This window comes from Eubacterium sp. 3_1_31 (assembly GCF_964249515.1).
In the GTDB taxonomy this organism is placed as follows: Bacteria; Bacillota_I; Bacilli_A; order Erysipelotrichales; family Erysipelotrichaceae; genus Longicatena; species Longicatena caecimuris.
In genome coordinates this window covers 1-24,214 of the sequence record NZ_CAXUBY010000013.1, presented here as the reverse complement: position 1 = coordinate 24,214, position 24,214 = coordinate 1, and the positions used below count along the sequence as shown (strand labels likewise).

Here is a 24,214-nt window from a genome sequence, read left to right as displayed (position 1 = left end):
AGGCATACGTTCAATGAAAACATATACTGGAAAAAACTTGGAAGATGCTATTCAAAATGCAGCAAACGATAAACAAGTGACAGCAGAGGAACTTACTTATACCGTTATTGAGGAAACTAGTGGTTTTCTGGGATTAGGAAGTAAAGTAACGATTAGTGCTTATTGCAAAAATGATATCATGGATTTTATGAAGGATTATCTGCAAACTTATTTTGATGGAATTCAAATGGAAGCAACCATTGAAGTAAGTGAAGATAATGATTTCTATCATGTAGATTTGGATGCTGAAAACAATGCTATCTTAATTGGTAAAAATGGGCAAACACTGCAATCTATGAATGCTGTATTGAAATCTGCAGTATCCAGTGAATTTAAAAAACGTATCCGTGTTCTCATTGACATCAATGGATATAAAGAAGAAAAATACCAAAAAGTATGTTCTTTAGCATTGCGTGTAGCAAAAAGTGTACAGCGCAGCAAAACAGATGCTATCTTAGATCCTATGCCAGCTGATGAGCGTAAAGCTATTCATAACTATTTGACGAATATGCGTAATATCTCCACGGTAAGTGAAGGGGAAGGTAATCAAAGACGATTAAAAATCGTATATGACCCTGAAAAACAATAAAAAACTATTAGAAAGTCTGTGAAAAGCAGACTTTTCTTTTTGCACAATAAGAAATTCTTGTTAGTAAGATGTCTTCATTTATTTGATATGAAAGGTACATGTTATTTACTGATTAGTTATAGGATGGAGAACCTTTAGCTAATTGTAAATCACGAGTATGTAATGTGCTAGATAATTTTTTATTTAAAATGCTAAATGAATTTCGAAAAAGATATTTGTTAATCTATCGTAAATAGGAAAGTAAGAAGACTGTTTTTATTTATGGTGGTATAAAAAAGAAATTTAAAAAGTTCTAAATAGTGTATATTACGGAAGGTTTATAATTTTTATATCTTATATTTATCACATATAAGTAAATTTTCTAAGATTCCATATACTGCTCAAAATATTTATGCTAAAATAGCGATAAAGGAAGATGAGCACAATGACAGAAACAATCTTTGAAACTTTATTGAAAGAGATGGAAGAACAACAAAAACTACATCATCTGCCAATTGTAGAGAAAAAGGCGAAGCAATTATTAAAATTAGCTGAAAAAGAGCAAAATCATTATTATGAAAGTATTGCCTGGTATTTTATATCTTTATTATCTTTTTATAATGAAGATAAACAAAAAGCTATGAAAGCATGCGGTCAAGGTTTAAAACTATGTGAATCAGCGGATAATGTACGCTATGAAATACGTTTAATGAATCTTGCCGGCATTTTATATGCAGATAGTAGTAATGAATTAACAGCGCTTCATCATTTTATTAATGCTTATTTCCTGTCAAAAGAACATCCGGAATATGGATTCATGCAATTGATTTTAAAAAATATGGGAACATTATTTTTTAGTATCGGTATGTATCAGGAAGCTTTGCAATACTATACAGAAGCATTTGACTATATGTTGCTCGATAAGTTTGAAAAGGGAGATTTACAAATTGTTATTTCTCATATCATGTTTACACTTGCCAGAATGAATGAGCAGGAAGAAGTAAGGATTTGGAAAAAGAAATATGACGAATTAGATAATGAATTAGCTAAAATACCAGAAGAATATGTACTTAGTGAACTATATCTGGATGTCTGTGCGCATACTACATCAAAGGTGCCTGAAAAAATGGAGCAGGTATTAAAAAATTTATATCAGGAAGAGGACTATTCCCATATTAAAAACTGTATGTTTTTTATGCTTGAAATGAGTTTGCATATGAAAAATGATTCGCTGTTTATTAAATTATATCAAACAGCAAAGAAATTATTTAAAGATATGAAAAATCCATATTTTGAAGAAGAACTTTCACAAATCTATATACAATATCTTAAAGAATTTCATAAAGATAATTTAAAAGATGAAATTTATCAACATTACGAAATATATCAAAAAGCTCAATCTTTTAATTTAGAGAATCGTAAGATCAGTATGAAAGTTAAAATGGATTTAGAAAATACGTTGTATAAACAACGTAAAATCATTGAAAACAATCAGAAACTTATGCAGTACACGCAATTAGATGACTTTACCGGCGTTTTGAAAAAAACAGCTTTCCGCAAACAGACGATAGAAAAACTTCAGCGTCGAAATAAGAATCAGAAAGCATTTTTCTTGATGATGGATATAGATAATTTTAAACATATCAATGACAGTTATGGACATATGATCGGTGATCGTGTCATAAAAGAAATAGTAGCAATCATTAAAAATAATGTTGATCAAAATACCCTTATAGGAAGAGTAGGCGGTGATGAATTTGCCATTTATGCAGATCATGTATATGAATTATATAAGATAGAAAATTGTGTAGAAAAGATAAAAAATGATGTACAAGATATTAAAATTAGAAATGTTAAAAAAAGAATAAGTATCAGTATAGGAATATGTGAAGCATCGGATGATGATTCATATGATATTATTTATAAAAAAGCAGATCATGCATTGTATGAGGCAAAATTGAGTGGAAGAAATCAATATGTAGTTTATGAAGAAGATAACGTTCAGGAAGAAAGCTTATTACCAATGCATAGTAATGAATTTTCTAAATTATCGATCTCTGCAGTTCTTCCAAAGGTATTTATGATTTTAAATACGGAAAAGAAAAGCAATACGATTTTAGACAGAGCCATTTGTTATATAGGGAGAACCTTACATATAGAAGACTTATTTTTACTTTATTTTATAGACCGAAAAAAAGAACAAGGGTATTTAAAAGTGTTTAACTTAAATGATAAAAGTATTCGCAGTCAAGCCATTTACCATATAGAGGAAGGGTATTTTAACGAATTTGATGAAACAGGTTTATTTCAAAATCATGATCTGAATCATTGTGATTTTCCATATGAAACAAAGTATAAAGAAAATCATATCATGTCTACCATACAGAAAAAAATTGAATATGATGGTCATTTTTATGGTATTGTGGGTATGAATAAAAAGAGTCGTCAAGTTTGGAATATAAAAGATGTTCTCTTAATTGAAAATATGGCCTGTGCATTTTCTACATATTTTGAAAGTTGGCGAAAACAGGATTGATTTCCTGTTTTTCTATGGAATTTTCATGTATAATAAGAAAGCTGATTGAGGTGATAAAATGAAATTAATAGCCGGTTTAGGAAATCCAGGGAAAGAATATGAAAATACAAGACACAACTCAGGTTTTTGTGTCATGGATGCGATTGCTAAGGAATTGCATGTTGATATCACACAAAAGAAATTTAAATCACTCATTTGTATGACAAGAATACAAGGAGAACAAGTATTATTAATGAAACCGCAAACCTATATGAATAATTCTGGGGAAGCTATTATTGAGGCTGTCAAGTTTTATCATATTGATGTAAAAGACATTTTGATTATTTATGATGATTTAGATTTGCCTGTTGGAAAGATACGATTACGTGAAAAAGGAAGTGCAGGTGGTCAAAATGGTATGAAAAACATTATTGCACATTTGCATACACAAGAGTTTAAAAGAATTCGCGTAGGGATCGGAAAGGATTCACGAGTACCTGTCATTGATTGGGTATTAGGGAAAATCAGAAAAGAAGATCGTGAAGATTATGAAAAAGCAATAGCACTGGCAAAGGATGCAGCTATTTATAGCGTTACGCATACCTTTATGGATACGATGAGCCATTTTAATGTGAAATAAAGCTTTTTCATGATAATACATGCAGAAAATAAGGTGATAAAGTGAAAATACTTCTTCAGGAATTCATGCAGAATGCAGCGGTTACTTCCATTGTTGAAGGTAAAAGTCAGCTGGGTAATTTATCATTAAGTGAAGAAGCCCTGCTGTTAGCAGCGGCATATCGCAAAAAACCGCAAAGTATGTTTATTATTAAGAATAACGCATATACGGCACAAAAACTCTATGATCGCTTAGAATGTCTATTAGAGGATGATGTGCTGCTTTTCAGCGTGGAAGAATCATTACGGGTGGAAGCTATTGCTGCTTCACCGGAAAGCAAAGCAGCACAGATGGAAACAATGGCAAAGCTTTTAGATAAGCATCCTTATATTTGCGTCATGAATGCAGCGGCTGCGATTCGTTTTCAACCATCTGTAGATATTTTTCAACAACACTTTATTCATATTCGGCAAGATGATGTGTTGGATTATGAACAACTGAAACAACTGTTATTTGAAGCTGGCTATGCCTATGTAAATCGTGTTGATCAACCATTATGTTATGCGGCAAGAGGTGGTATCATCGATGTATATTCGATGAATTATGAGCATCCGATTCGTATAGAATTTTTTGATAATCTTGTCGAAAGTGTACGATTTTTCGATATTTCCACGCAAAGAACAATTGAACTGATAAAAGAAGTGACAATCATTCCTGCTAATAATCTTTTGTTTACGGATGAAGAAATCGGTTGTATCGTTGAACGTGCAAACCAAGAATTAGCTATACAGCAGAAACAGTTATCATTATCTTTTCGTGATCAGTTGATATCACAAGTGAATGAAGATTTAGACTTATTGGCAAATCGACATGCAGAAAATCATTTATATCGTTATTATGCGTTTCTTGATCAGGCAAATACGATTTGCGATTATGTGAAAGATGCTAGTATTGTTGTTTCTAGTAAGGAAGAAGTTAACGATACAATCCGTCATCTACAGGAAGAAAATATTGCCTATTTACAAGAATTATTTCAAGAAGGAAGTGCTTTGTATAAGTTTGGTGTATTTGAAGATTTATCCAAAATATTAGGCAAACATAAAGTTATTGAATTTGGCATGTTTGTGGATTATAAAAAACCGATTACATCACAAATCATGAGCATGTCATTAGGTGATATTAATTTAGAACGGACTATCCAGGAAATCATTTCAGCATCGCATCGTCACAGAGTTTTATTATGTTTAGATCATCATGAGATTTCACAAGTCCGTAAACTGCTTGAAGAACAGCATGTAGCTACACGCATCGTTCATGAGGATGATGTATTAACTGAAGGCGTCTCTATTTTAGAGAAGAAAATGGTTGAAGGATTCAGCTGTTTAACAGAAGGAATCAGCGTTTACACGAGCAAGGAATTATTTCATAAATCCCGTAAATCCACGCGTTATTCCAATAAGTTTAAAGAAGCTGAAGTTTTGCATGATTATCAAGAACTGCATATCGGAGATTATGTCGTACATAATCAGCATGGTATTGGTAAATATTTAGGTATCGTCAATAAAGAGGTAGATGGTATCCACAAGGATTTTTTGCATATTGCCTATAAAGGTGATGATGTTTTATTAGTACCATTAGAGCAATTTCAATTGATTCGTAAATTCGTATCAAAAGAAGGAGCAGCTCCTAAACTAAATAAATTAGGCAGTGGTGAATGGGAAAAGACGAAGAAAAAAGTCAGTGCAAAAATAGCAGAATTAGCAGATCGTTTAATTCATTTATATGCCAATCGTGATGAGCATATCGGGCATGCATTCGCAAAAGATACGGCGATGCAAAAAGAATTTGAAGATGATTTTGATTATGAATTAACAATTGATCAGGCAAAAGCAGTAAAAGAGATAAAAAGTGATATGGAATCCAGTAAGCCAATGGATCGATTGTTATGTGGAGATGTCGGATTTGGCAAGACAGAAGTTGCCGCAAGAGCTGCTTTTAAAGCAGTGAGTGATAATAAACAGGTTGCCTTTCTATGTCCGACAACCATTTTATCTTTACAACATTTTAAAACTTTTCAACATCGTTTTCGCAATTTTCCAGTAAATATTGCGGTCGTAAATCGCTTTATTAAACCACAGGATCAAAAACAGATCATCAAAGATCTAAAAGAAGGTAATCTGGATATCCTGATTGGAACACATCGTTTATTATCTAAGGATATACAATTTAAAGATCTTGGATTATTAGTGATTGATGAGGAACAGCGTTTCGGTGTAGAACATAAAGAAAAGATAAAAGAGTTAAAAAACAGTGTTGATGTTTTATCACTTAGTGCTACACCAATTCCAAGAACATTGCAAATGTCTTTGATAGGCATACGTTCACTTTCACAATTAGAGACACCACCATTAAACCGCATGCCGGTACAGACATATGTAATTGAGAAAAATTTTTCAATGATCAAGGAAATTATTCAAAGAGAACTGGCACGCAATGGGCAGGTTTTCTATCTTTATAACAATGTGAAAGAGATTTATAATGTCGCAAGAAAATTACGAGAAGCATTACCGGATGTGGAAATTGGTGTCGCTCATGGACAAATGAGCCGTGATGATATTGAAGATGTCATGATGCAATTTACGGATAATCAATATCAGGTATTGGTTTGCACGACGATTATTGAAACAGGGATTGATATACCAAATGCGAATACCATTCTCATTGAAGATGCTGACCATTTTGGTTTAAGTCAGTTATATCAAATAAAAGGAAGAGTTGGTAGAAGTGATCGTTTGGCATATGCGTATTTGATGTATTCTCCGCAGCGTCAGTTGAGTGAAGTAGCAATGAAACGACTCAAGTCAATCAAAGAATTTACACAACTTGGCAGCGGATATAAGATTGCCATGCGGGATTTAACGATTCGTGGTGCCGGGGATATGTTAGGTCCTCAACAAGCTGGTTTTATTGATACGGTAGGTATTGATATGTATATCGAGATGTTGAATAGTGCGATTATGGAGAAAAAAGGCATTAAAAAAGTTGAAAAGCCGGTTATGAAAAAAGCAAACATAAAAGTAGATGCCTATATACCAGGACAGTTTGCCAATGAGGATTATGAGAAAATTACATTGTATCAGCGTATTGAAAAGATAGAAACGAAACAAGAATTAAAGGCAATGTTAGAAGAGATTAAGGATAATTATGGAAAATTACCTAAGGCGGTTCAGTTATTGTTTGAAAAGAAACGTTTGGATATTCTCATAAATGAACCTTATGTAGAGAATTTTCAGGAACAGCCAAAAAGAATTAGTATGTCATTTACCGAAACCTGGTCAAATGCAATTGATGGTGTGAAATTATTTGAATTCATGACGTGTATTTCTAAGGATATTCAATTACGGTATGTCAATCGTAAAATCACTTTGCAATTTGCAAAGCGAAAAGATTGGTTGATTACGGTTATTGAAATTTTAGAGAGTTGTGAAAAACTTGAAAGAAAAGAAGCTTAATGATACATCCACCTTTGTGATGAAGGTGGGTGTTTTCTTTTTTGAACGTTTTATTGAAACTGTTTATAAAAAAGAAACAAACAATGAAAAATGAAATGGTTTTAAGAAAATTATACACATAAAAATGTAACTTATATCAAAAAGAATGCTATACTTTAAGTAAGAAAAGAGGGATGTTGTTATGAAAAAAACGAGTCGCGTATGCTGTGCAATCTTATGTTTCTTTTTATTAACTGCTTGTTCATCCAATGATAAAACAAAGCAGCCATCAAATGCCACAAAAGTAAAAGAACAAACAACACTCAGTAATGAAACAAAAGAACTATTCACTTATTTGGATGCAACTTTAAAAGCAAAAAGTTTGCATTTGCAATCACAACAAGATTATGAAAGAGATCAACGCTATTATCAAAATAATACGGAAATTAAAAAAGATGGGAATGGTGGAAGTGTGATTTCCACTGGTGATATCGATAATGCAAATCCAAAGCAAGCACATTATATGGTGAAACAAATAACAGAAGATAGTACCGTGGTATATGGTGAAGAAAATGGTTATATGTATAACTATCTGAAACAAGAAAATGGTACCTACAACTTAAGTCAAAAAGAAGCAACGACATCATCAGATATTGAAAATAGTTTTTTATATTATTATTTGAACTATGATTTATTAAAACTTACACAACAAAGTTTTACATGTGTAAAAGATAAGGAAGGTAATGATATCTTATATACATTGACGATAAAAGATCCTGATTCTTACATAAAAATTTATAATCAAAAAAATAAAGAGGATAAAATAGAGAATGCCGATATCTCAAAACTTCATTCTTATAAACTTGTATTCTGTATTCGTGATGATTTGGTTAAATCTATAACAAGTGATATGGATTATGAAATCAGTATTCCACAAAAGGAAGATAATACCGAGTATGATACGTATGTTGAGCAGACAAAATTGCATCATTATACGGAATTCAGTAAAATTAATGAAACAGTGAAGATTCATCTGGAAAATTTCAAAGGTTAAACAGTGTTTTAAGAGAATGTTTGAAATGCCCTTTGTTAATTAGTTGTTCAATTAACGAGGTTTATGTCATTGCATTCTCTTTTTATATATGAATCATGTTATAGTTAACGCTTTTTAACCATAACCAGCTTATCCAATACACTCTTATCTGCATGTGTCAAGATGTAGAGAATCAGCTTTGAAGAAAGATGGAGTAAACCTTGTTTCATAAATAAAAATGCGTTACAATAAAAGAGCTGAAAAAGATAATAAAAAGAGAGGAATACATATGTTAAATAAACAGTTTTTCACTTCTGAATCGGTAACAGAAGGACATCCTGATAAAATCTGTGATCAAATCAGTGACGCGGTGTTAGATGCTATCATTGAACAAGATCCCAATGCGCGTGTAGCATGTGAAACCTGCTGTACGACTGGTATGGTCATGATCATGGGTGAAATTTCGACAAACTGCTATGTCGATATTCCAAGTATTGCACGTAATGTAGTACTGGAAATCGGCTATGACAGAGCAAAATATGGTTTTGATGGTACAACTTGTTCCGTATTAACTTCGATTGATGAGCAATCCAGTGATATCGCTATGGGTGTTGATCATTCTTTAGAAACAAAAGAAGGTAAGGAAGAAGATAATAATGGTGCTGGTGATCAGGGAATGATGTTTGGTTATGCTTGTGATGAAACACCAGAATTGATGCCATTATCAATTTCTTTGGCTCATCGTTTAGCAAAACAACTGACTGCAGTCAGAAAAGATGGTACATTGGATTATCTTCGCCCAGATGGTAAGACGCAGGTTACGATTGAATATGAAAATGATGTTCCGAAACGTGTAGATACAATTGTTATTTCAACGCAACATTCGGATACAGTAGAGTTGGAAACCATTCGCAAGGACCTGAAAAAATATGTTATTGATGTTATTATTGATCCGACAATGATGGATGAAAATACGAAAATTTATATCAATCCAACAGGTCGTTTTGTAATTGGTGGTCCTCAGGGTGATAGTGGGTTGACTGGCCGCAAGATTATTGTAGATACATATGGTGGAATGGCACGTCATGGCGGCGGTGCTTTCTCTGGTAAAGATCCAACGAAGGTAGACCGTAGTGCTGCTTATGCTAGCCGTTATGTGGCAAAAAATATTGTAGCTGCAGGACTTGCAAAACGTTGTGAAGTACAATTGGCATATGCCATCGGTATTGCTCATCCCGTGAGTGTTTTGGTTGATACATTTGGCACTGGTAGATTACCTGATGAAGAAATTGCTGAAATTGTGCAAAAAGAATTTGATTTGCGTCCTACCAGCATCATTAAGACATTAGATTTGCGTAAACCTATTTATCGCAAATTAGCTGCGTACGGGCATATGGGTAGAGAAGATTTGGGTGTGAAATGGGAAGATACGACACCTGCGGAATCATTAAAAAAATATTTGAGATAAAGAAAACGTAGTAATTCAGTTTTCGCAACGCTAGTTTTATAAATCATTCGCCCTTACTATCCTATGGATAGGAGGGCTTTTTTCTGACATCTGTGTAAGGTTAGAGCGTTTTTCGATGAAGTTGTGTATAATTAAGAGGAGAAGAAAACAAGAAGCTTTCACTTGTGCATTAGATGAAATGGATAAAGTACAAATTTATGGTCAGTAGGAAGATAAGCAGTAAGCGAAGATAAATAAAGAAGATACGTTGAGTTAAGATAAGTTAAAAAAGATGGTCTATGTTGGAAGGTGAAGATATGGTAAAAGTTGCGATTGTTGAAGATGATGAAATTATACTTGAAGAGTTAAGTAATTGTTTAAAGGAATGGAATTTTGAGGTCAATAAAGTAGATGTGGCAAAAGATATTTTACAACAGCTCACGACTGTAAATTGTGATATCGTATTGCTGGATGTTCATCTACCCAATATAAACGGTATCAGTGTTTGCCGTCAATTTCGAAAGTTTAGTAATGCACCGGTAATTTTTATATCCAGTGATGCAGATCGTATGAGCATGGTAAGTGCCTATGAATATGGTGGAGATGATTATATCGTTAAACCATTTGATAAGATGGTTCTCATCGCTAAATTGAATGCATTTATCAGAAGGATGCAGCAAGAAGCAGATAAGGAAGTTTTAGTATGGCGTGGTGTTGAATTAAATCTGCGAACCTATCAATTAAAATATCAAGGAAAGATGATGGAAATTACGAAGAATGAGATGAAAATATTAGAATTGTTGATGAGCAATCCACATGTAGTAATATCACGCAGTGATATGATGATGGCTTTGTGGAACAGTGATTGTTATGTAGATGATAACACCTTAAGTGTTAATGTTGGAAGATTGCGGAAAAAACTGGAAGATGTCTTTCGCATAGATGATTTTATTCATACAAAGAAAGGCACAGGTTATTATATATGAAACTACTACATGATTTATCAGGATCTGTATGTTTACTTTTAACGATGGTGATCGTACAAGTCATTTGTTTATGGACATTTGAAATAGAGAAAGAAATCATTGAATACATCTTGTTTATGGAAATCAGTATGTTATTGTGTTATATCGGTATTGCTTGGGTAAAACGAAGAGCTGAAATAAAACAATTACAAGAATGCAATCATGTCTCTTTTTTAGAAAGAAAGGCATTAACTGCTAAAGACAAAGAAATACAGCGTATCATCAAGGAATTGGAAGAGGAATATTATTCACAGAAACAATCTTATCAGAAAGAGAAAAAAGAACGGGAACAGTATTTTCAATTATGGATACATCAAATAAAGACACCCATTTTTGCTATGCATATGTTGAATGAACATATGCAGGATGAAAAAAGAAAAAAACAAATCCGTGCTGAGTTATTCAAGATCGAGCGTTATACGCAGATGGCATTGTCTTATCAGCGTATAGATGATGATTATATTATGGAAAAGTGTTGTTTACATACAATAGTACAAGAAGCATTACGAACTTATAGCACATTGTTTATTGAAAAAGGTTTGTGTCTTGATTTCTCATATGATGAGGATGATGAAATTTATACGGATCGCAAATGGTTGTGTTTTGTTATTGAGCAACTATTAGATAATGCTATAAAATATACCCAACATGGTACCATTCATGTACGTTGTAGTAAGGACGAAGTAAGCATTGAGGATGAGGGTTGCGGTATTGCTAGCGAAGATATTGTATTAATCAAACAAAAGGGATATACTGGTAAACTTGGCAGAGAGAAAAAACAAGCAACCGGCATGGGATTATATTTCGTTAAAGAAATTTGTGAACGTCTGCATATCAAATGGCAAATATCTTCACAATGGCAGCATGGTACTAAGGTATCTTTGTATCCGGTGAAGGAAAGATTAATGGATAGATAATATGGGAGCAATGTTTTTACGTAAAAAATTATGTACGATTTCTTTCTATTAAAATGAGTCTATACTACAAAGACAATGGTTTTTAGCATGATGAAAAGATTGTTAAGCAATACCTAACATGATGTTATAAACAATGATTTTAAGAAAGATTGAACGACAACGAAATCTTTGATAGAAAAGGGTGAAAAGAAAGATGACATAGATGTTAGATATCCGTCATCTTAAGTTAAGGCAGAAAATGGAAATGCTTGTTATACTTTAGATCAAGGAGGAAATATCTATGACAATATTAGCATTAGAAAATGTGCATAAAGTATATACATCTCGTTTAAAAAGTCAACATACGCATGCTTTGGACGGGGTGAGTATGGAATTAGAAAAAGGTGAATTTGTCGCTATCATGGGCGAAAGTGGTTCGGGGAAGAGTACACTGTTAAATCTATTGGCTTGTTTTGATGATACAAGTGAAGGAGCTATCTATATTCAGGATAAAAACATTGTAGCAATGAAGGAAGAAGAAAAGGCATTATATCGTAGAGAACACATCGGTTTTGTGTTTCAAGATTTTTCATTGCTTGACTCTTTAAGTGCAGAAGATAATATTTTATTACCATGCATCCTTTCTCAAAAAGATTTAAAGGAAAAGCGAAAATACTTGCAAAAGCTTTGTCATACTTTGCATATTGAAGATTTATTAAAACGTTTTCCTTATGAGTTAAGTGGAGGTCAGCAACAACGTGTGGCAATAGCAAGAGCCTTGATCAATGAACCAGATATTTTATTGGCAGATGAGCCAAGTGGCGCTTTAGACTCAAAAAGCAGCATGCAGCTATTAGAACTGCTGTGTGCATTACAAAAACAAGGACAATCGATTTTAATGGTGACACATAGCCCACTAGCAGCATCCTATGCACAACGTGTCGCTTTCCTAAAAGATGGCAAAATTATTCAAGAAATCTATAGTGGAGAAGATAATCGTGAAACTTTTTATAATCGTATCGTGCATATGCTGAGTGTTCAAGAAAGCAGGGATCTGCATGAATATTAAATATTATTTCACCTTGGCATGGAGTGATATTCGAAACATGAAGGATATTTATCTTCCTTATGGTGGAATGATGTCCATGTGTTTTTGTTTCTTATATATAATCGCATACTTAGGTACGCATGGTAATTTTTATTCCTTAACAAAAGGTTCCATTATGACGCTAGACTTACTAACATGTGGTGGTGTCATCTTATGTGTATTAATTTTTATCTTATGTTGGACGTTTTCATTGACGATACGCCGTCAGATATCCACGCGTCAGGGATTATATCGTGTGTTGGGTTTTTCCCGAAAGAATTTATTATTACTAAATGCCTGTGTGATGATAATTATCAGTGTGTTAGCACTCATTGGAGGTATGATATTCTGTATTGTATTCGGTAAGTTGCTTATCATGAGTGCAGAACGTTTTGCAAGACAAACACTGATACAAGGAATTACCGTTGATATGCGACTGATGTTATGGATAAGCTTATTTATGCTTTCTGTCGGACTTGTTTTGCTCGTTCGTGATTCAGTATATATTGTTACGCATAACCCTTTAACAATGTTACGTAAAGAAAAAATGCAAGAACAGCCAAAAGCAAAAAAATTGACAACCATATTTGGTATTGTATTTTTAGGCGTTGGTTATGGTATATCTTTATCCGTAAATGATATTGGTGATGATTTAGAAAAAATTGTTTTTGCCATTCTTCTTGTGATTTTTGGCACATATTGTGTTTTTAAAGGAACAGGGATTATGTTGTTGAAGCTGCTGCAACGAAATGAGAAACTATATTATCATAAAAAACATATGATTACCCTATCAAATCTATTATTTCGTTTGCGTAGTTATGCTGTTTCAATGGCAAGTATTACGATCTTACTGACGATGCTGATATTAACTGCATCCATGTGTATATCACTGTATACAGGGGTAGAAGATAGTGTAAAGCAACGCTTTCCTGAGTATAAATTTATCATTAATGGTATAAATGATGATCAACAGCTCCAACAAATAGTAAAGAAACATCATTTAGCAATTCAAAAAGAAGTCCAGATACCAGTAGTTCATGGTGCTATGCAAGTGGTAGTACGCAATGAAGAATTATGGATTGGAAAAGTGAATGAAACGATTAAAGAAAATGATTCGGTTCCAGCATTAACAGCTATCACATTATCTGGATATCAAAATGCGACAAATACACAAGTTCATTTAAAAAAAGATGAAGTTTTATTATTGAATCGTACATCCCATCCTATTCATACAATGAATATACGCATGGAAAATGATGATCATACCATTTCTATTATGAAGAAAAAGGTAAGATCTTCTGATGTCGATTTTGAAGTTTTCCCTACGGATTTAGTCTTAATCGTACCTGATCAACAAGCAGTTGCTTATTTAGATTATCTATTCGGGGAATATGTACACGATGATCCAGGTTATAGTACGACTTTAAGTATGTATCGCAGTATGAATTTCATTGGTAGTGAAGATAATCAAAAGGCATTAGCTGCAGACTTAAACGCAAACGAGGAAATAACAATAGAGGATTATTATACAGTTTTAGATGAAATGATGAGTGCATATGGAAGTTTTCTGTTTTTAGGCATTCTTTTCTCCATTCTCTTCATCTTCTCAATCTTTATGATCTTGTATTATCGTATGCATGAAGATTTTCGCGAGCATGATGAACATGAGTACAGTATTTTATATCGTATTGGATTAACGAAGAGAGAGTTGAGTTTAGAGTCGGCAAGAGAGAACAGATGGCTGATCTTAGCACCTCCTATATTAGCAATCTTACATTGTCTTATGGCTTATCCGGCTTTTCACCTTTTTGCAAGTTTATTTGGTTTTGGAAAGAATGGTTTTTCGTTTATGCTGATGGGTGAAGGATGTTTGGTCGTTTTATTTGTTTTTATTGTTTATATGTTACTGTTGCAGATGTTAATAAAGAAAAAAATTATGACAAGAAAGGTTTAAGTAGAAATTGTTTGTGAGAAGCGTGTTATAAGTAATGATTTTGTTGTAAAGATAGTAATTTAAATATAAAAATAGGAAGCCTTAACATCAGAAAATGCGTTAAGGCTTCCTTTAAAATACTTTATGCAATAAGCAAGAAGGACTTAGGGGTTCTCAGCAGTGTTGTATTATTTGTCAAAAGCAGGATTATAACGATAATAGTTGTCTGAATCTAATTGTTTTTGAACGTAAGCCAAAGCTTCACCAAATCGTTGGAAATGTACGATTTCTCTTTCGCGTAGGAAAACCAAAGGGGCTATGACATCTGGGTCACAGGCTTCCCGGATAAGGTTGTCATACGTTGTTCTGGCTTTTTGTTCTGCTGCAACCTCATAAGAACAACATAGGCCAAAAGCCTTATAAACACGCTGTTTTTTATTGTACAGGCTTTCCCTAGCTGCGATTGCATAAGGACAAAAAGTACATAATCTATATAATATAGAAGATAAAACAAACTATCCTGCAAAAAATTTCATCGTTCAATCGTATGCAATCCAATCCTTAATATATGCCAAACAATATGACAACACGAATCTGCGATACGGTGGTAAAAGAATAAAAGCCAGTGGGGTTGTCTATTTGCAACAATATTTCGTCTGGTAAGCTCGTATTTGCAAGCTCTACATGGTTGAAACAAGCCATCCTCCTTATACTGCCTACCGTTTTTCATACAACTGAAACTGCCCAATCATATGATCCAACATCTGCGTCTGTGTAGAAAGCTCCTCGCTTGCGGCCGCCAGCTCCTCGGATATCGAGGCATTATTCTGCACCACATCCGAAACCTGGCGCACCTCCGCTGTGATATTAGAAATGGATTTATGTTGATTTTCTGTGGCGGAAGCAATCCTATCCACCATAAAAATCACCTGTTTTGTACACTCGATAACCTGCAGCAGCGAATCGGCCGCCGTGTGGGCAACCTTTTCTCCATTTTTTACTGCTGCCACCGATTCCTTGATCAGAGCTGTCGTGTTCTTGGAGGCCATTGCCGTCTTATCCGCTAGACTGCGTATTTCTCGCGCAATCACCGCAAATCCCGTCCCCAGTTCACCGACCCTTGCCGCCTCTACAGAGGCATTTAAGGCTAGTAAATTCGTTTCGAATGCAATATCCTGAATAGTCTTCACTATCTTGTAAATTTCATCGGACCTTTCACTGATGATGTTCATCGCACTAATCATTTCCTGCATCTGCTGGTTGCTCTCAGAAACCTGTGCGCCCGCACGGTCTGTCTGGTTGCGCGCTTTATCCGCGTTCTCCTTTGTTACCCTGACTTGCTCAGATATTTCATTTACAGCTATGGCAAGTTTTTCAATCGAATCGGCCTGTTCCTCCGCCCCGATCGCAAGGATCTGCGCTCCTGAGGATACTTGTTCACTACCATTCGCCACTTGCCTTGCGGACTGGCTGATCCGCCAGAGGGTATCACTTAGTTTATCCCGCAGTCCCCACATCGACACTAGGATGCGGTCATAATGCCCCATGTAGTATTCATTGACATTGGATTGAACTTTAAAATTTCCCTCGGACATATCGCCAAGGATATCGCTGATATCTTCAATAATCGTCTTTTGATAGCTGATTAAATCCCGTATACTATCCGACATCTTTCCCAGTTCATCTCTCGACGTATAGGAAACGCACACGCCGTCTAACTGACCGTTTGCCAACTGCTGGGCGGCATCCTCAATCTCCTTCACAGGCTTGCGGATGCTGTTGGAAATATAAATGCCAAGCAGTGCCGCAGACACGATACTGAATGTCATGATGATCATGATAACAGTGATTGCCGATGCCTGCGCATATTCCCCTTCCTTCACCATATCCTGGGCGTTATGCGCCGCCACATCCGCGATCTGTTGGAGAAGATCCGCCATCTGATTCAGAACCGGAATATAACTGGACTTCATGACCTCGTATGCCTCATCCGTTTTCCCCGTTTCCACCAAAGCGAATACTTTGTCACGGTAGACGATGGCCTCCTGCAGCCGTTTATCCACCCTATCCACCATCGCGATGTCCCCTTTGAAGGAGTTACGGATTACGGGAAATGTAGCGCGCATGTTTCTGAGGCTTTCCTTCGCCTTATCAATGTACTCCGCGGATTCTTCCACATCAGACTCCAATATGGCATTTAAGATATCCCCTCGTGCAGCCTGCATCTCCCTTTTCGCTAGCCATACATTGATCGTCACTGTATAATTATTACGATAAAAAGAGGAAAGATTATCGCCAATTCTATTCAGCATGAATAGAGCGGCAATACTTGCCGACAGACATATTGCGATTACCATTGCATACGATAATAACAACCTAAACTTTAGTTTCATATTTCGTATTTTCTTCAACATAATTTTCTCCCAACGATGATGATTCACATCACTCCTATAACAGTTTTGATATTTTTCTGTAAAGCACACCCACTTCAATCGGCTTCTTAATATGGCTGTTCATTCCTATCGCTTTCCCTTCGATCATGCCATGAGATAATAGAACCAACGCATACGCCTAAGCACTTTGCGGATCCGCTGAATTACCTCGCTTCCATTAAATACGGTATTTTATTAATCATACATTGAATTACCGATCTTCTAATGGATCTTTAACACTGTTTGTATGGCCATAATGGCCTACTTCGTCGTTGCGATGGGCTTGTCAGTCTCCGCCTTTTCAAGCAGCATATACGCATGGGCGCAGAAGCCTTCATCATCCGCGACCAGCATCTTGAGATTCTCCATGATGCCGCTGTCTGCTCAAATGGGATGAAGATATGTTGCTAGAATGTTTACTCATGCCAATCTCGTTATGCTTCCCTTGAAGACGAGCTTGGCTCTTTCATTTTTGACTGGCATTTAGCCCCAAATTCTCTCTTGTTTTACGTTGCACGAACCTTTTACACCACTGTCCTCATATCTGATCCTTAGGGTTTTCCAATGAAAACCTTGTGCGTAAAAAGTCCAGTCTATCCTCAATAAACGCCTGCCAAGATTGTGCACACGCCGTCCAATGCTCCGCCATCATATCTGTTTCCAGCTGAGCGATAAAATCGTTCAAATCCATATGTGGCTGTTCACCAAAGCCTCTTAACACGGCAGAGAAAATATATCCCCATGCCATCAGCTCCCTCAACTTACCATAGCACTCCCTCAAGAATACAGAGGGAACTTCAGTAGAGATAAACTTTAAGAGGACATCAATACACAGAATATCGTTATTTTTACCGTGAAGTTTGCTGATTTCCTGCAATAAAGCTTCTCTCTTTTCCGCGGTAATTGATTCCAAAGTAAAGAGAGTTACGTTATATATTGTCAAAAAGAGAAACTCCATTCCTTCCTTGTGCAGGGTCAAGTTCTCTTGCATTTCCCGCGTGTTAAGTATATACGGATTGATAGGCTCCATACATACCCGGGTCCCGACCCCCATGTAGGCTTTCGTCACCCCCAGTGAATGTAGTACATCCAGGGTCCGACGTACTGTGCTCAATGACACATGATACCGTTCTGCCATTTTAGGCAGGGACGGCAGATAGCTGCCAACGGGATAGACCTCCCAGAAAATCTCTTGAATAATGGTGGAGGCAAGGGTATAGCGCACCTGCGGCCGTTTTCGATACATCGTCCATGTAAACGGAATCTGCGGCACATTTTTCAAGTGATGTTCCTCGGGAATGGAATCGACAAATGCCTTGACTTCCAGAAAGTTCTGATAGTAGTAAGCATCTGTTTCCGCCTTCATGCGGTTGGCTATCTCAACTGACAAAAGACCATCTTCCATATAATTGACCATGCCGTACTCTTTATTGGGATAAAAATAATTGAGATAACGCAAGAATTGCCAGTATAGACTTTCCATTAAGCCATTGTTGAAAGTTCTCAGGACATCATAATACAATTTTGTTGGTTCCTCACTCAATATCCCAGTTGCATTTGTTTTCTTGTATAAACCTGCAGAGATACTCCGTTCTAAGTTTTTTAACCCCATCTCCCAGACCGTAGAAAATAGCAGAGCCCCTTGTTGGTTAATATCTAGCATTCCATCTCTGCGCGGAACAAAATACTTCATAGCATTTTCTATGAAGGTTTTCTCTGTCCCCTGGTACACGATTATGGCCATCTTCCGCTGTTCTGTTTTTATGTACCCAGCTGCCTCCAATTTGTCCAAAGCAGTCTGCACCGTATTTCGCGCCAGACCAAAGGAAGCACAAATCTGTGAAATTGATCTTAACTGGTCGCCATATTGGTACATGCCAAAAAGAATTCGCGATTCATAGTATTCGTAAATCAGCTCGCTAAGTACATTATCATTTGCCATTTCTGTCCTCCAGCAGGGGGACACCTGCTCTTATGTGTTTACCGTTCCTTGGTGATTTTCAGCGAAGCAATAAATTATTAGTTTATTTTTTATCTCTCTGCTCATATTAGGGTAACCCTGTTCATGTTGGTACTAACTTAAGTATAGCACGCTTTCTACGAGCACGCAATGAATATTTCATTTGTATCTGGGACTTTTAAGGGATCTCATTTCTACCTCTGCGAACATAGAGCAGGGACAAAACGCAAATTATACAATTATAAAATTCGCACTTGGAGTTAAAGCATTTCATATGCTGAAAGAAGATTGCGGCTATGTTCTATATATCAGCATACTGATACACTCGTCTAATACGCATCATCCATCACACTGGAAATGGTGAGCGTCCCATGGAGCTTTCTAAAGCCATCTGATTCCTTCATATGAATGGATAACTTATTTCATTATGTACAAGCATTTTTGGATGCTTTTTAAATATAGTGTAGTGAGGTGGTTTCATGGCAAATGATGTTAAAGTAGTTTGCAAGAATGTTTTTAAAAATAGTGATACAGCGGCTCTGCAGAAAGTGTTTACTATGAAATGGATAGAATTGATAAACCAATTTGAAAAAAGTAAGGGGCACTCTACCCCTGCGAGTTGTTAAACAAGCGATTCTGCAAAGTGTTATCATAACATAAGCAGTGATCGTTTGTTTTGCCATCTTTGAAAAGGAGAACAAAACATGATGAATACGTCAAGGGTTGCGATATATTGCCGCTTATCCGAAGAAGATAGAAACAAACAATCAGAAACAGATGACAGTAACAGTATTCAAAATCAAAAGTCTATGCTGCTTCAATATGCTTTAGAACAAGGGTGGGAGGTCTACAATATTTACAGTGATGATGATTACACTGGCTCTGACCGACGACGACCAGAGTTCAACAAGTTACTGAATGACGCAAAAGACCATAAATTTGATATTGTCTTATGTAAGACGCAATCCAGATTTACCAGGGAGCTTGAATTGGTAGAAAAGTATATCCACGGTCTATTTCCCATTTGGGGTATTCGCTTTATTAGTATAGTTGATAATGCGGATACCGCAAATAAAGGAAATAAGAAATCAAGACAGATCAACGGATTGGTGAATGAATGGTACTTGGAGGATATGTCGGAGAACATCAAGAGTGTGCTGACAGATCTAAGAAAAAACGGTCGTCACATTGGAGCATTTGCTCTCTTTGGTTATAAAAAAGACCCTAATATAAAAGGACACTTGATTATTGATGAAGAAGCTGCACAGGTTGTCAGAGAAGTTTTTACTCTGTTTTCACAAGGCTATGGAAAAACTGCCATTGCCCGCATGCTGAATGATCGAGGTATTCCCAACCCAACGGAATACAAGCGGCTTCATGGTTTACGCTGTCGAACACCCAAAGGCAAGAACAGTACCTTATGGAAATATTATGCTATTTCCGATATGCTGGTAAATGAAGTTTATATTGGCAATATGGTACAGGGCAAATATGGGAGTGTATCCTACAAGACAAAGCAAAATAAGCCACGTCCGAAAAGTGAGTGGTACATTGTCGAAGGTACGCACGAACCGATCATTGACCGTGAATTGTGGGATAAGGTACAGGTGTTGATAGCTCAAAAGGCAAAGCCATTTACAGCAGGTACGATTGGGTTATTTGCCAAAAAAGCCCGCTGTATGAACTGCGGTTATGTTATGCGTTCTAATAAACAGTCTGATGGCAGACGATATTTAGGGTGTTCTAGCCGACACGTTTCTAAGAATGCTTGTGTTGGTTCTTTCATTTCTGTACCTAAGTTGGAACAGGCGGTGATTACAGAAATCAATAAGCTGTCTGCCGCATATCTGGATAAAGATGAACTGGAACAAAGTGTAATCTTTAACAGTGATGTAAGAGGAAAACAGAAGGCTCTGAAAGAGGAAATAGCCGCGTATCAAAGTAAGATTGGAGAATATACCAAAGGTATTCGTGAGTTGTATTTAGATAAGGTTAAGGGTATCTTGTCAGAGCAGGACTATTTGGACTTATCCAAAGACTTCTCAACTCAAAAGAAAAGGTTAGAAAAACTGGTGATTGATACGCAAAAACAGCTTGACATTATGGAAAGAAAGATACAAGCTGGTGATAACAAACGCCAGTTAATTGAGCAATATACCAATCTTGAACATTTAAACAGGGAAATCGTTGATAAGCTGATTGACTATATAGAAGTTGGAAAAAAAGACCCTGTCACAAAAGAAGTACCTATTGAAATACATTGGAATTTCTAAATTCTTATAAGCTGGCAGCGGGTATGCCTGATTATCGCAAACACCACTTATACAGTCAATGTTGATCTTACAAAGCGGCACCATCTGCTGCCATGTCTTCCATCAAGTCTGTGATAGGGTCACCTTTTGATTGGAAGTAAGTTGAAGTAAATGGAGCACCACTAGCTGCTTGTGGCCAGATACCGGTTGTATGATCGACATAGTAAGCATCAAAACCGGCTTTTTTAATTTCATCTACACTAAGATTGCGTGTTAGTTGATAGACGATGGCTGAAACCATTTCCAGATGAGCTAATTCTTCCGTTCCAATATCGGTCAACATCGCTTTCACTCGATCATAAGGCATTGCATATCGCTGATTCAAATAACGCATGGAAGCACTCAATTCACCATCTGGACCTCCAATTTGCGTAATGACAATTTTCGCAAAAGATGGATCCGGATGTTCTATCTGAACAGGAAACTGTAATTTCTTTTCATATACCCACATACTTACTTATCTCCTTCCCATGGCCATTTACCATGTATATATTCCCATGAACAGCTATTATTCTCACGGTTTGTTAATGGGCCATGCAAGGCTTCATATTCTTCTCTCGCCTGTTTACTGCAACATTGCATTGTGCGATAGTACGATAAAGCTTCTTTATCGTGCGGATGAGAATTTAGAAAAAGAGCAGCTTCCTGCAGAGCAAAATCATACATTTGTAACTGTGTTAAAACATCATCATGCATAAAAAGGACCTCCTTTCATTTATGGTCGAAATGGTTTGTTTAAATCATAAAATATTGTGCCGCTGCAAAATCCTTTTTCCAATGGCATTGGCATACTCCATTTTTGCATTGGAACATAAGCCATACCTACCACCTGTCTACGGTGCGTAGATAAATTTGTACATACTTCAGAAGGTAAACCATAATCATTCTGTATATTGTTTTGCATAGATGTCACCTCCTTTCTTTCTATACTATTTCATAAGAGAAAAAACTTGTAGATATATAACCTGTCAAAAGGAAAGCAATAGAATATTAGCAAAAACAGCAGATTAGACTTAATTTTCATGGCAAAAGAAAAAAGATGCAATAGCTTGCATCTCTTCTCTATAAAGACTATTCAATTTCCTGATCTAATTCATTAAACGGTTCATAATCGAAAAATTCTGCTAGTGTGATATCCATACCATCACAAATCTTTTTGATTGTGGAAACAGTTGGATTCTTACTCCTTCCAGAGGTAATATTACTTAGTGTTGATTGTGTCATACCACATAAAATACTAAGTTTATTCATGGAAATGTTGCGCTCATCGCATAATTCCTGAATACGTTGGCAGCATACTTCTTGTAGTGTCATTGGAATCACTCCTTTTCTAATACCTATTCTAAAAGATTCGCTATAGAAAGTTTAACCAATTATAGTTAAATTAACTATATATACAACAAATTTATAAGTATCACGCATTCCCGTTTAAGAAACGAATATTTCAAATGAAAATGCTCATACTACACGTTGTAAAGGAGTGTCGTTATGAAAGCTACTGGAATCGTTAGAAGACTGGATGATTTGGGACGTTTAGTTATCCCTAAAGAAATAAGAAAACAATATCGATTGAAAGAAGGAGATTCTATTGAATTTTTCATTGATAATGATCGCATCGTAATTCAAAAACATGATATCATGTCAAATCATATGGAAGAAATAAATATCATGTGTGAAACTTTACATGCAATGTATCAAAATACTGTTTGGTTTATCCAGGATGAATGGTTAAACAAAAAACAAATTAATTTGCGCGAAAGTTTCTTAGAACAATGTCATGTTCATCGCATGCAAGTTTTTAAAAATACAATGGTCATGAAAAATCAGGATACGGCATATGATGGTATTATCTATCCGATTACCTCTTTTGGCGATTGGTTTGGAGCCTTTGTTATGTTATATGATAAAAGTGTATTAGATAAAGAACAGTTATATGCGTTGGAGGCATTTACACAACTTTTATCTCGCCAACAATCACAATAAATGGTAAACTATACCGTAGAGGTGAAGTTACGATGCGATTAGATAAATATCTGAAAACAGCACGTATTTTAAAACGGCGAACAGTATCAAAAGAATTAGCCGATCAACAACGTGTTTATGTTAACGGAAAAGTAGCAAAACCATCTACGGATGTAAAGATTGGTGATGAAATACGCGTTCTGTTTGGTTATCGAGAATTAAGTGTTCGCGTTTTGATGTTACAGAAACAAGTAAATAAGAATGATGCGGCACTCATGTTTGATGTGTTAGAAGAAAAAATTATCAAGAAGGATGCACCAAATAATAGATGATAGAAACAGGAACATACAATTATAAAAAGGCTGTAATGCGAATTGACACAAGGGAAATGAATCTTAAAGTTTAGATAAATAGTTCATTTCAAAGTCGTCACTCCATTACGTCTTTTTTTTCATTATGGGGAATCATAAAAATGAGGAATCATGAATAGATATTATTAGAATCGATAGAACAAAGAAATTTCTGAATTCGAGTTGACTATATATAATTAAAAGTGGTAAAATAAAGTATACCATCAGTTGCATGTGTTTTGAATGGAGGGCTCATTATTACAGATTCAGAAATCTTTCAAATAATCGTAGATATCATGGAAATATCAAACGAACAAGATGATTTGCATGCGTTATGCTCTTGGATAGATGAAATAGGAATTGATGCAGTGTTTGAAACAATCATTCGTTTACATACAATTTATACGCTGGAATAAAAACGTTAGAATCATTTTGTTAAATCTTAAAAAGTCTTAAACCCTTATTATTTAGTGTCTGCTGATTAAGCAGCTATCTGTAACTTCCAACTCTTATATCTGTTCCGGTCATACCAGAATCGGAACAGA

19 protein-coding genes and 2 pseudogenes are annotated in these 24,214 nt (G+C 35.6%); 14 read left to right on the top strand and 7 right to left on the bottom strand.

Features of this window, described 5'->3' with window-relative positions; translation table 11 throughout:
- Window positions 1–13: 13 nt before the first annotated feature.
- The 10 genes from jag to ACESSZ_RS07080 all read left to right on the top strand — a co-directional run bounded on the left by jag (window position 14) and on the right by ACESSZ_RS07080 (window position 14,674).
- A complete protein-coding gene (jag, locus tag ACESSZ_RS07125) occupies window positions 14–628 on the top strand; it encodes an RNA-binding cell elongation regulator Jag/EloR (protein ID WP_008690249.1) in 615 nt (204 codons plus the stop codon).
- A gap of 424 nt (window positions 629–1,052) precedes the next feature.
- Window positions 1,053–3,143, top strand: coding sequence for a GGDEF domain-containing protein (locus tag ACESSZ_RS07120; RefSeq protein WP_008690250.1), 2,091 nt, complete (start codon window positions 1,053–1,055; stop codon window positions 3,141–3,143).
- Window positions 3,144–3,201: 58 nt separating this feature from the next.
- On the top strand, window positions 3,202–3,762 hold the full coding sequence (pth, locus tag ACESSZ_RS07115) for an aminoacyl-tRNA hydrolase (RefSeq protein WP_008690251.1): 561 nt from the start codon (window positions 3,202–3,204) through the stop codon (window positions 3,760–3,762).
- Between the two features lie 41 nt (window positions 3,763–3,803).
- Window positions 3,804–7,253, top strand: a complete 3,450-nt coding sequence (gene mfd, locus ACESSZ_RS07110) for a transcription-repair coupling factor (protein ID WP_017144730.1) — start codon at window positions 3,804–3,806, stop codon at window positions 7,251–7,253.
- Window positions 7,254–7,434: 181 nt separating this feature from the next.
- Window positions 7,435–8,286: a hypothetical protein gene (locus ACESSZ_RS07105; protein ID WP_008690253.1), complete on the top strand. Its 852-nt coding sequence runs from the start codon at window positions 7,435–7,437 to the stop codon at window positions 8,284–8,286.
- 268 nt (window positions 8,287–8,554) lie between these two features.
- Window positions 8,555–9,733 carry a methionine adenosyltransferase gene (metK, locus tag ACESSZ_RS07100; RefSeq protein ID WP_008690254.1) on the top strand — a complete coding sequence of 393 codons (1,179 nt, stop codon included), beginning with the start codon at window positions 8,555–8,557 and terminating at the stop codon, window positions 9,731–9,733.
- A gap of 296 nt (window positions 9,734–10,029) precedes the next feature.
- Window positions 10,030–10,698, top strand: a complete 669-nt coding sequence (locus tag ACESSZ_RS07095; RefSeq protein WP_026006745.1) for a response regulator transcription factor — start codon at window positions 10,030–10,032, stop codon at window positions 10,696–10,698.
- A complete protein-coding gene (locus tag ACESSZ_RS07090; RefSeq protein ID WP_008690256.1) occupies window positions 10,695–11,654 on the top strand; it encodes a sensor histidine kinase in 960 nt (319 codons plus the stop codon). The genes ACESSZ_RS07095 and ACESSZ_RS07090 overlap by 4 nt, the downstream gene beginning before the upstream one ends.
- A 280-nt stretch (window positions 11,655–11,934) precedes the next feature.
- Complete coding sequence (locus tag ACESSZ_RS07085) at window positions 11,935–12,702, top strand: ABC transporter ATP-binding protein (protein ID WP_008690257.1); 768 nt, start codon at window positions 11,935–11,937, stop codon at window positions 12,700–12,702.
- Window positions 12,692–14,674 carry a hypothetical protein gene (locus tag ACESSZ_RS07080; RefSeq protein WP_499842723.1) on the top strand — a complete coding sequence of 661 codons (1,983 nt, stop codon included), beginning with the start codon at window positions 12,692–12,694 and terminating at the stop codon, window positions 14,672–14,674. Before ACESSZ_RS07085 ends, ACESSZ_RS07080 begins: the two co-directional genes overlap by 11 nt.
- Window positions 14,675–14,841: 167 nt before the next feature.
- Here ACESSZ_RS07080 and ACESSZ_RS07075 read toward each other — a convergent pair.
- The 3 genes and pseudogenes from ACESSZ_RS07075 to ACESSZ_RS07065 form a co-directional block, all read right to left on the bottom strand.
- A pseudogene (locus ACESSZ_RS07075) lies at window positions 14,842–15,045 on the bottom strand (manganese catalase family protein); the annotation flags it as partial.
- A gap of 324 nt (window positions 15,046–15,369) precedes the next feature.
- Complete coding sequence (locus tag ACESSZ_RS07070) at window positions 15,370–17,067, bottom strand: methyl-accepting chemotaxis protein (protein ID WP_008690260.1); 1,698 nt, start codon at window positions 17,065–17,067, stop codon at window positions 15,370–15,372.
- Window positions 17,068–17,623: 556 nt separating this feature from the next.
- Window positions 17,624–19,027: a GntR family transcriptional regulator gene (locus tag ACESSZ_RS07065; protein WP_008690261.1), complete on the bottom strand. Its 1,404-nt coding sequence runs from the start codon at window positions 19,025–19,027 to the stop codon at window positions 17,624–17,626.
- A 497-nt stretch (window positions 19,028–19,524) separates the two neighbouring features.
- Between ACESSZ_RS07065 and ACESSZ_RS07060 the strand changes: the two genes are divergently transcribed.
- Window positions 19,525–19,671: a hypothetical protein gene (locus ACESSZ_RS07060; protein WP_008690262.1), complete on the top strand. Its 147-nt coding sequence runs from the start codon at window positions 19,525–19,527 to the stop codon at window positions 19,669–19,671.
- Between the two features lie 78 nt (window positions 19,672–19,749).
- Window positions 19,750–21,318 (top strand): recombinase family protein, encoded by a 1,569-nt coding sequence (locus ACESSZ_RS07055; RefSeq protein WP_008690263.1) that lies wholly within the window; start codon window positions 19,750–19,752, stop codon window positions 21,316–21,318.
- A gap of 73 nt (window positions 21,319–21,391) precedes the next feature.
- On the opposite strand, the pseudogene ACESSZ_RS07050 reads toward ACESSZ_RS07055, so the two are convergent.
- The 4 genes and pseudogenes from ACESSZ_RS07050 to ACESSZ_RS07035 all read right to left on the bottom strand — a co-directional run.
- Window positions 21,392–21,808: pseudogene (locus tag ACESSZ_RS07050) on the bottom strand (manganese catalase family protein); the annotation flags it as partial.
- 2 nt (window positions 21,809–21,810) lie between these two features.
- Entirely contained in the window at window positions 21,811–22,053 is a 243-nt protein-coding gene (locus ACESSZ_RS07045; RefSeq protein WP_008690265.1) for a spore coat protein CotJB, read from the bottom strand.
- A 19-nt stretch (window positions 22,054–22,072) separates the two neighbouring features.
- Window positions 22,073–22,261 (bottom strand): spore coat associated protein CotJA, encoded by a 189-nt coding sequence (locus ACESSZ_RS07040; RefSeq protein ID WP_008690267.1) that lies wholly within the window; start codon window positions 22,259–22,261, stop codon window positions 22,073–22,075.
- A gap of 167 nt (window positions 22,262–22,428) precedes the next feature.
- Window positions 22,429–22,671, bottom strand: coding sequence for a helix-turn-helix domain-containing protein (locus ACESSZ_RS07035; RefSeq protein ID WP_008690268.1), 243 nt, complete (start codon window positions 22,669–22,671; stop codon window positions 22,429–22,431).
- 174 nt (window positions 22,672–22,845) lie between these two features.
- Here ACESSZ_RS07035 and ACESSZ_RS07030 point away from each other — a divergent pair, with 174 nt between their 5' ends.
- Both ACESSZ_RS07030 and ACESSZ_RS07025 read left to right on the top strand, forming a co-directional pair.
- Entirely contained in the window at window positions 22,846–23,340 is a 495-nt protein-coding gene (locus ACESSZ_RS07030; RefSeq protein WP_008690269.1) for an AbrB/MazE/SpoVT family DNA-binding domain-containing protein, read from the top strand.
- 32 nt (window positions 23,341–23,372) lie between these two features.
- Window positions 23,373–23,651 (top strand): RNA-binding S4 domain-containing protein, encoded by a 279-nt coding sequence (locus ACESSZ_RS07025; protein ID WP_008690270.1) that lies wholly within the window; start codon window positions 23,373–23,375, stop codon window positions 23,649–23,651.
- Window positions 23,652–24,214 lie beyond the last annotated feature (563 nt).

Coding starts and splice junctions, on each gene's coding strand:
- pth (WP_008690251.1), top strand. CDS start 3,202: ATGAAATTAATAGCCGGTTTAGGAAATCCAGGGAAAGAATATGAAAAT.
- ACESSZ_RS07035 (WP_008690268.1), bottom strand. CDS start 22,671: ATGACACTACAAGAAGTATGCTGCCAACGTATTCAGGAATTATGCGAT.
- ACESSZ_RS07080 (WP_499842723.1), top strand. CDS start 12,692: ATGAATATTAAATATTATTTCACCTTGGCATGGAGTGATATTCGAAAC.
- ACESSZ_RS07025 (WP_008690270.1), top strand. CDS start 23,373: ATGCGATTAGATAAATATCTGAAAACAGCACGTATTTTAAAACGGCGA.
- ACESSZ_RS07045 (WP_008690265.1), bottom strand. CDS start 22,053: ATGCATGATGATGTTTTAACACAGTTACAAATGTATGATTTTGCTCTG.
- ACESSZ_RS07095 (WP_026006745.1), top strand. CDS start 10,030: ATGGTAAAAGTTGCGATTGTTGAAGATGATGAAATTATACTTGAAGAG.
- ACESSZ_RS07040 (WP_008690267.1), bottom strand. CDS start 22,261: ATGCAAAACAATATACAGAATGATTATGGTTTACCTTCTGAAGTATGT.
- ACESSZ_RS07070 (WP_008690260.1), bottom strand. CDS start 17,067: ATGTTGAAGAAAATACGAAATATGAAACTAAAGTTTAGGTTGTTATTA.
- ACESSZ_RS07030 (WP_008690269.1), top strand. CDS start 22,846: ATGAAAGCTACTGGAATCGTTAGAAGACTGGATGATTTGGGACGTTTA.
- ACESSZ_RS07120 (WP_008690250.1), top strand. CDS start 1,053: ATGACAGAAACAATCTTTGAAACTTTATTGAAAGAGATGGAAGAACAA.
- ACESSZ_RS07060 (WP_008690262.1), top strand. CDS start 19,525: ATGGCAAATGATGTTAAAGTAGTTTGCAAGAATGTTTTTAAAAATAGT.
- ACESSZ_RS07090 (WP_008690256.1), top strand. CDS start 10,695: ATGAAACTACTACATGATTTATCAGGATCTGTATGTTTACTTTTAACG.
- ACESSZ_RS07105 (WP_008690253.1), top strand. CDS start 7,435: ATGAAAAAAACGAGTCGCGTATGCTGTGCAATCTTATGTTTCTTTTTA.
- jag (WP_008690249.1), top strand. CDS start 14: ATGAAAACATATACTGGAAAAAACTTGGAAGATGCTATTCAAAATGCA.
- metK (WP_008690254.1), top strand. CDS start 8,555: ATGTTAAATAAACAGTTTTTCACTTCTGAATCGGTAACAGAAGGACAT.
- ACESSZ_RS07065 (WP_008690261.1), bottom strand. CDS start 19,027: ATGGCAAATGATAATGTACTTAGCGAGCTGATTTACGAATACTATGAA.
- ACESSZ_RS07085 (WP_008690257.1), top strand. CDS start 11,935: ATGACAATATTAGCATTAGAAAATGTGCATAAAGTATATACATCTCGT.
- ACESSZ_RS07055 (WP_008690263.1), top strand. CDS start 19,750: ATGATGAATACGTCAAGGGTTGCGATATATTGCCGCTTATCCGAAGAA.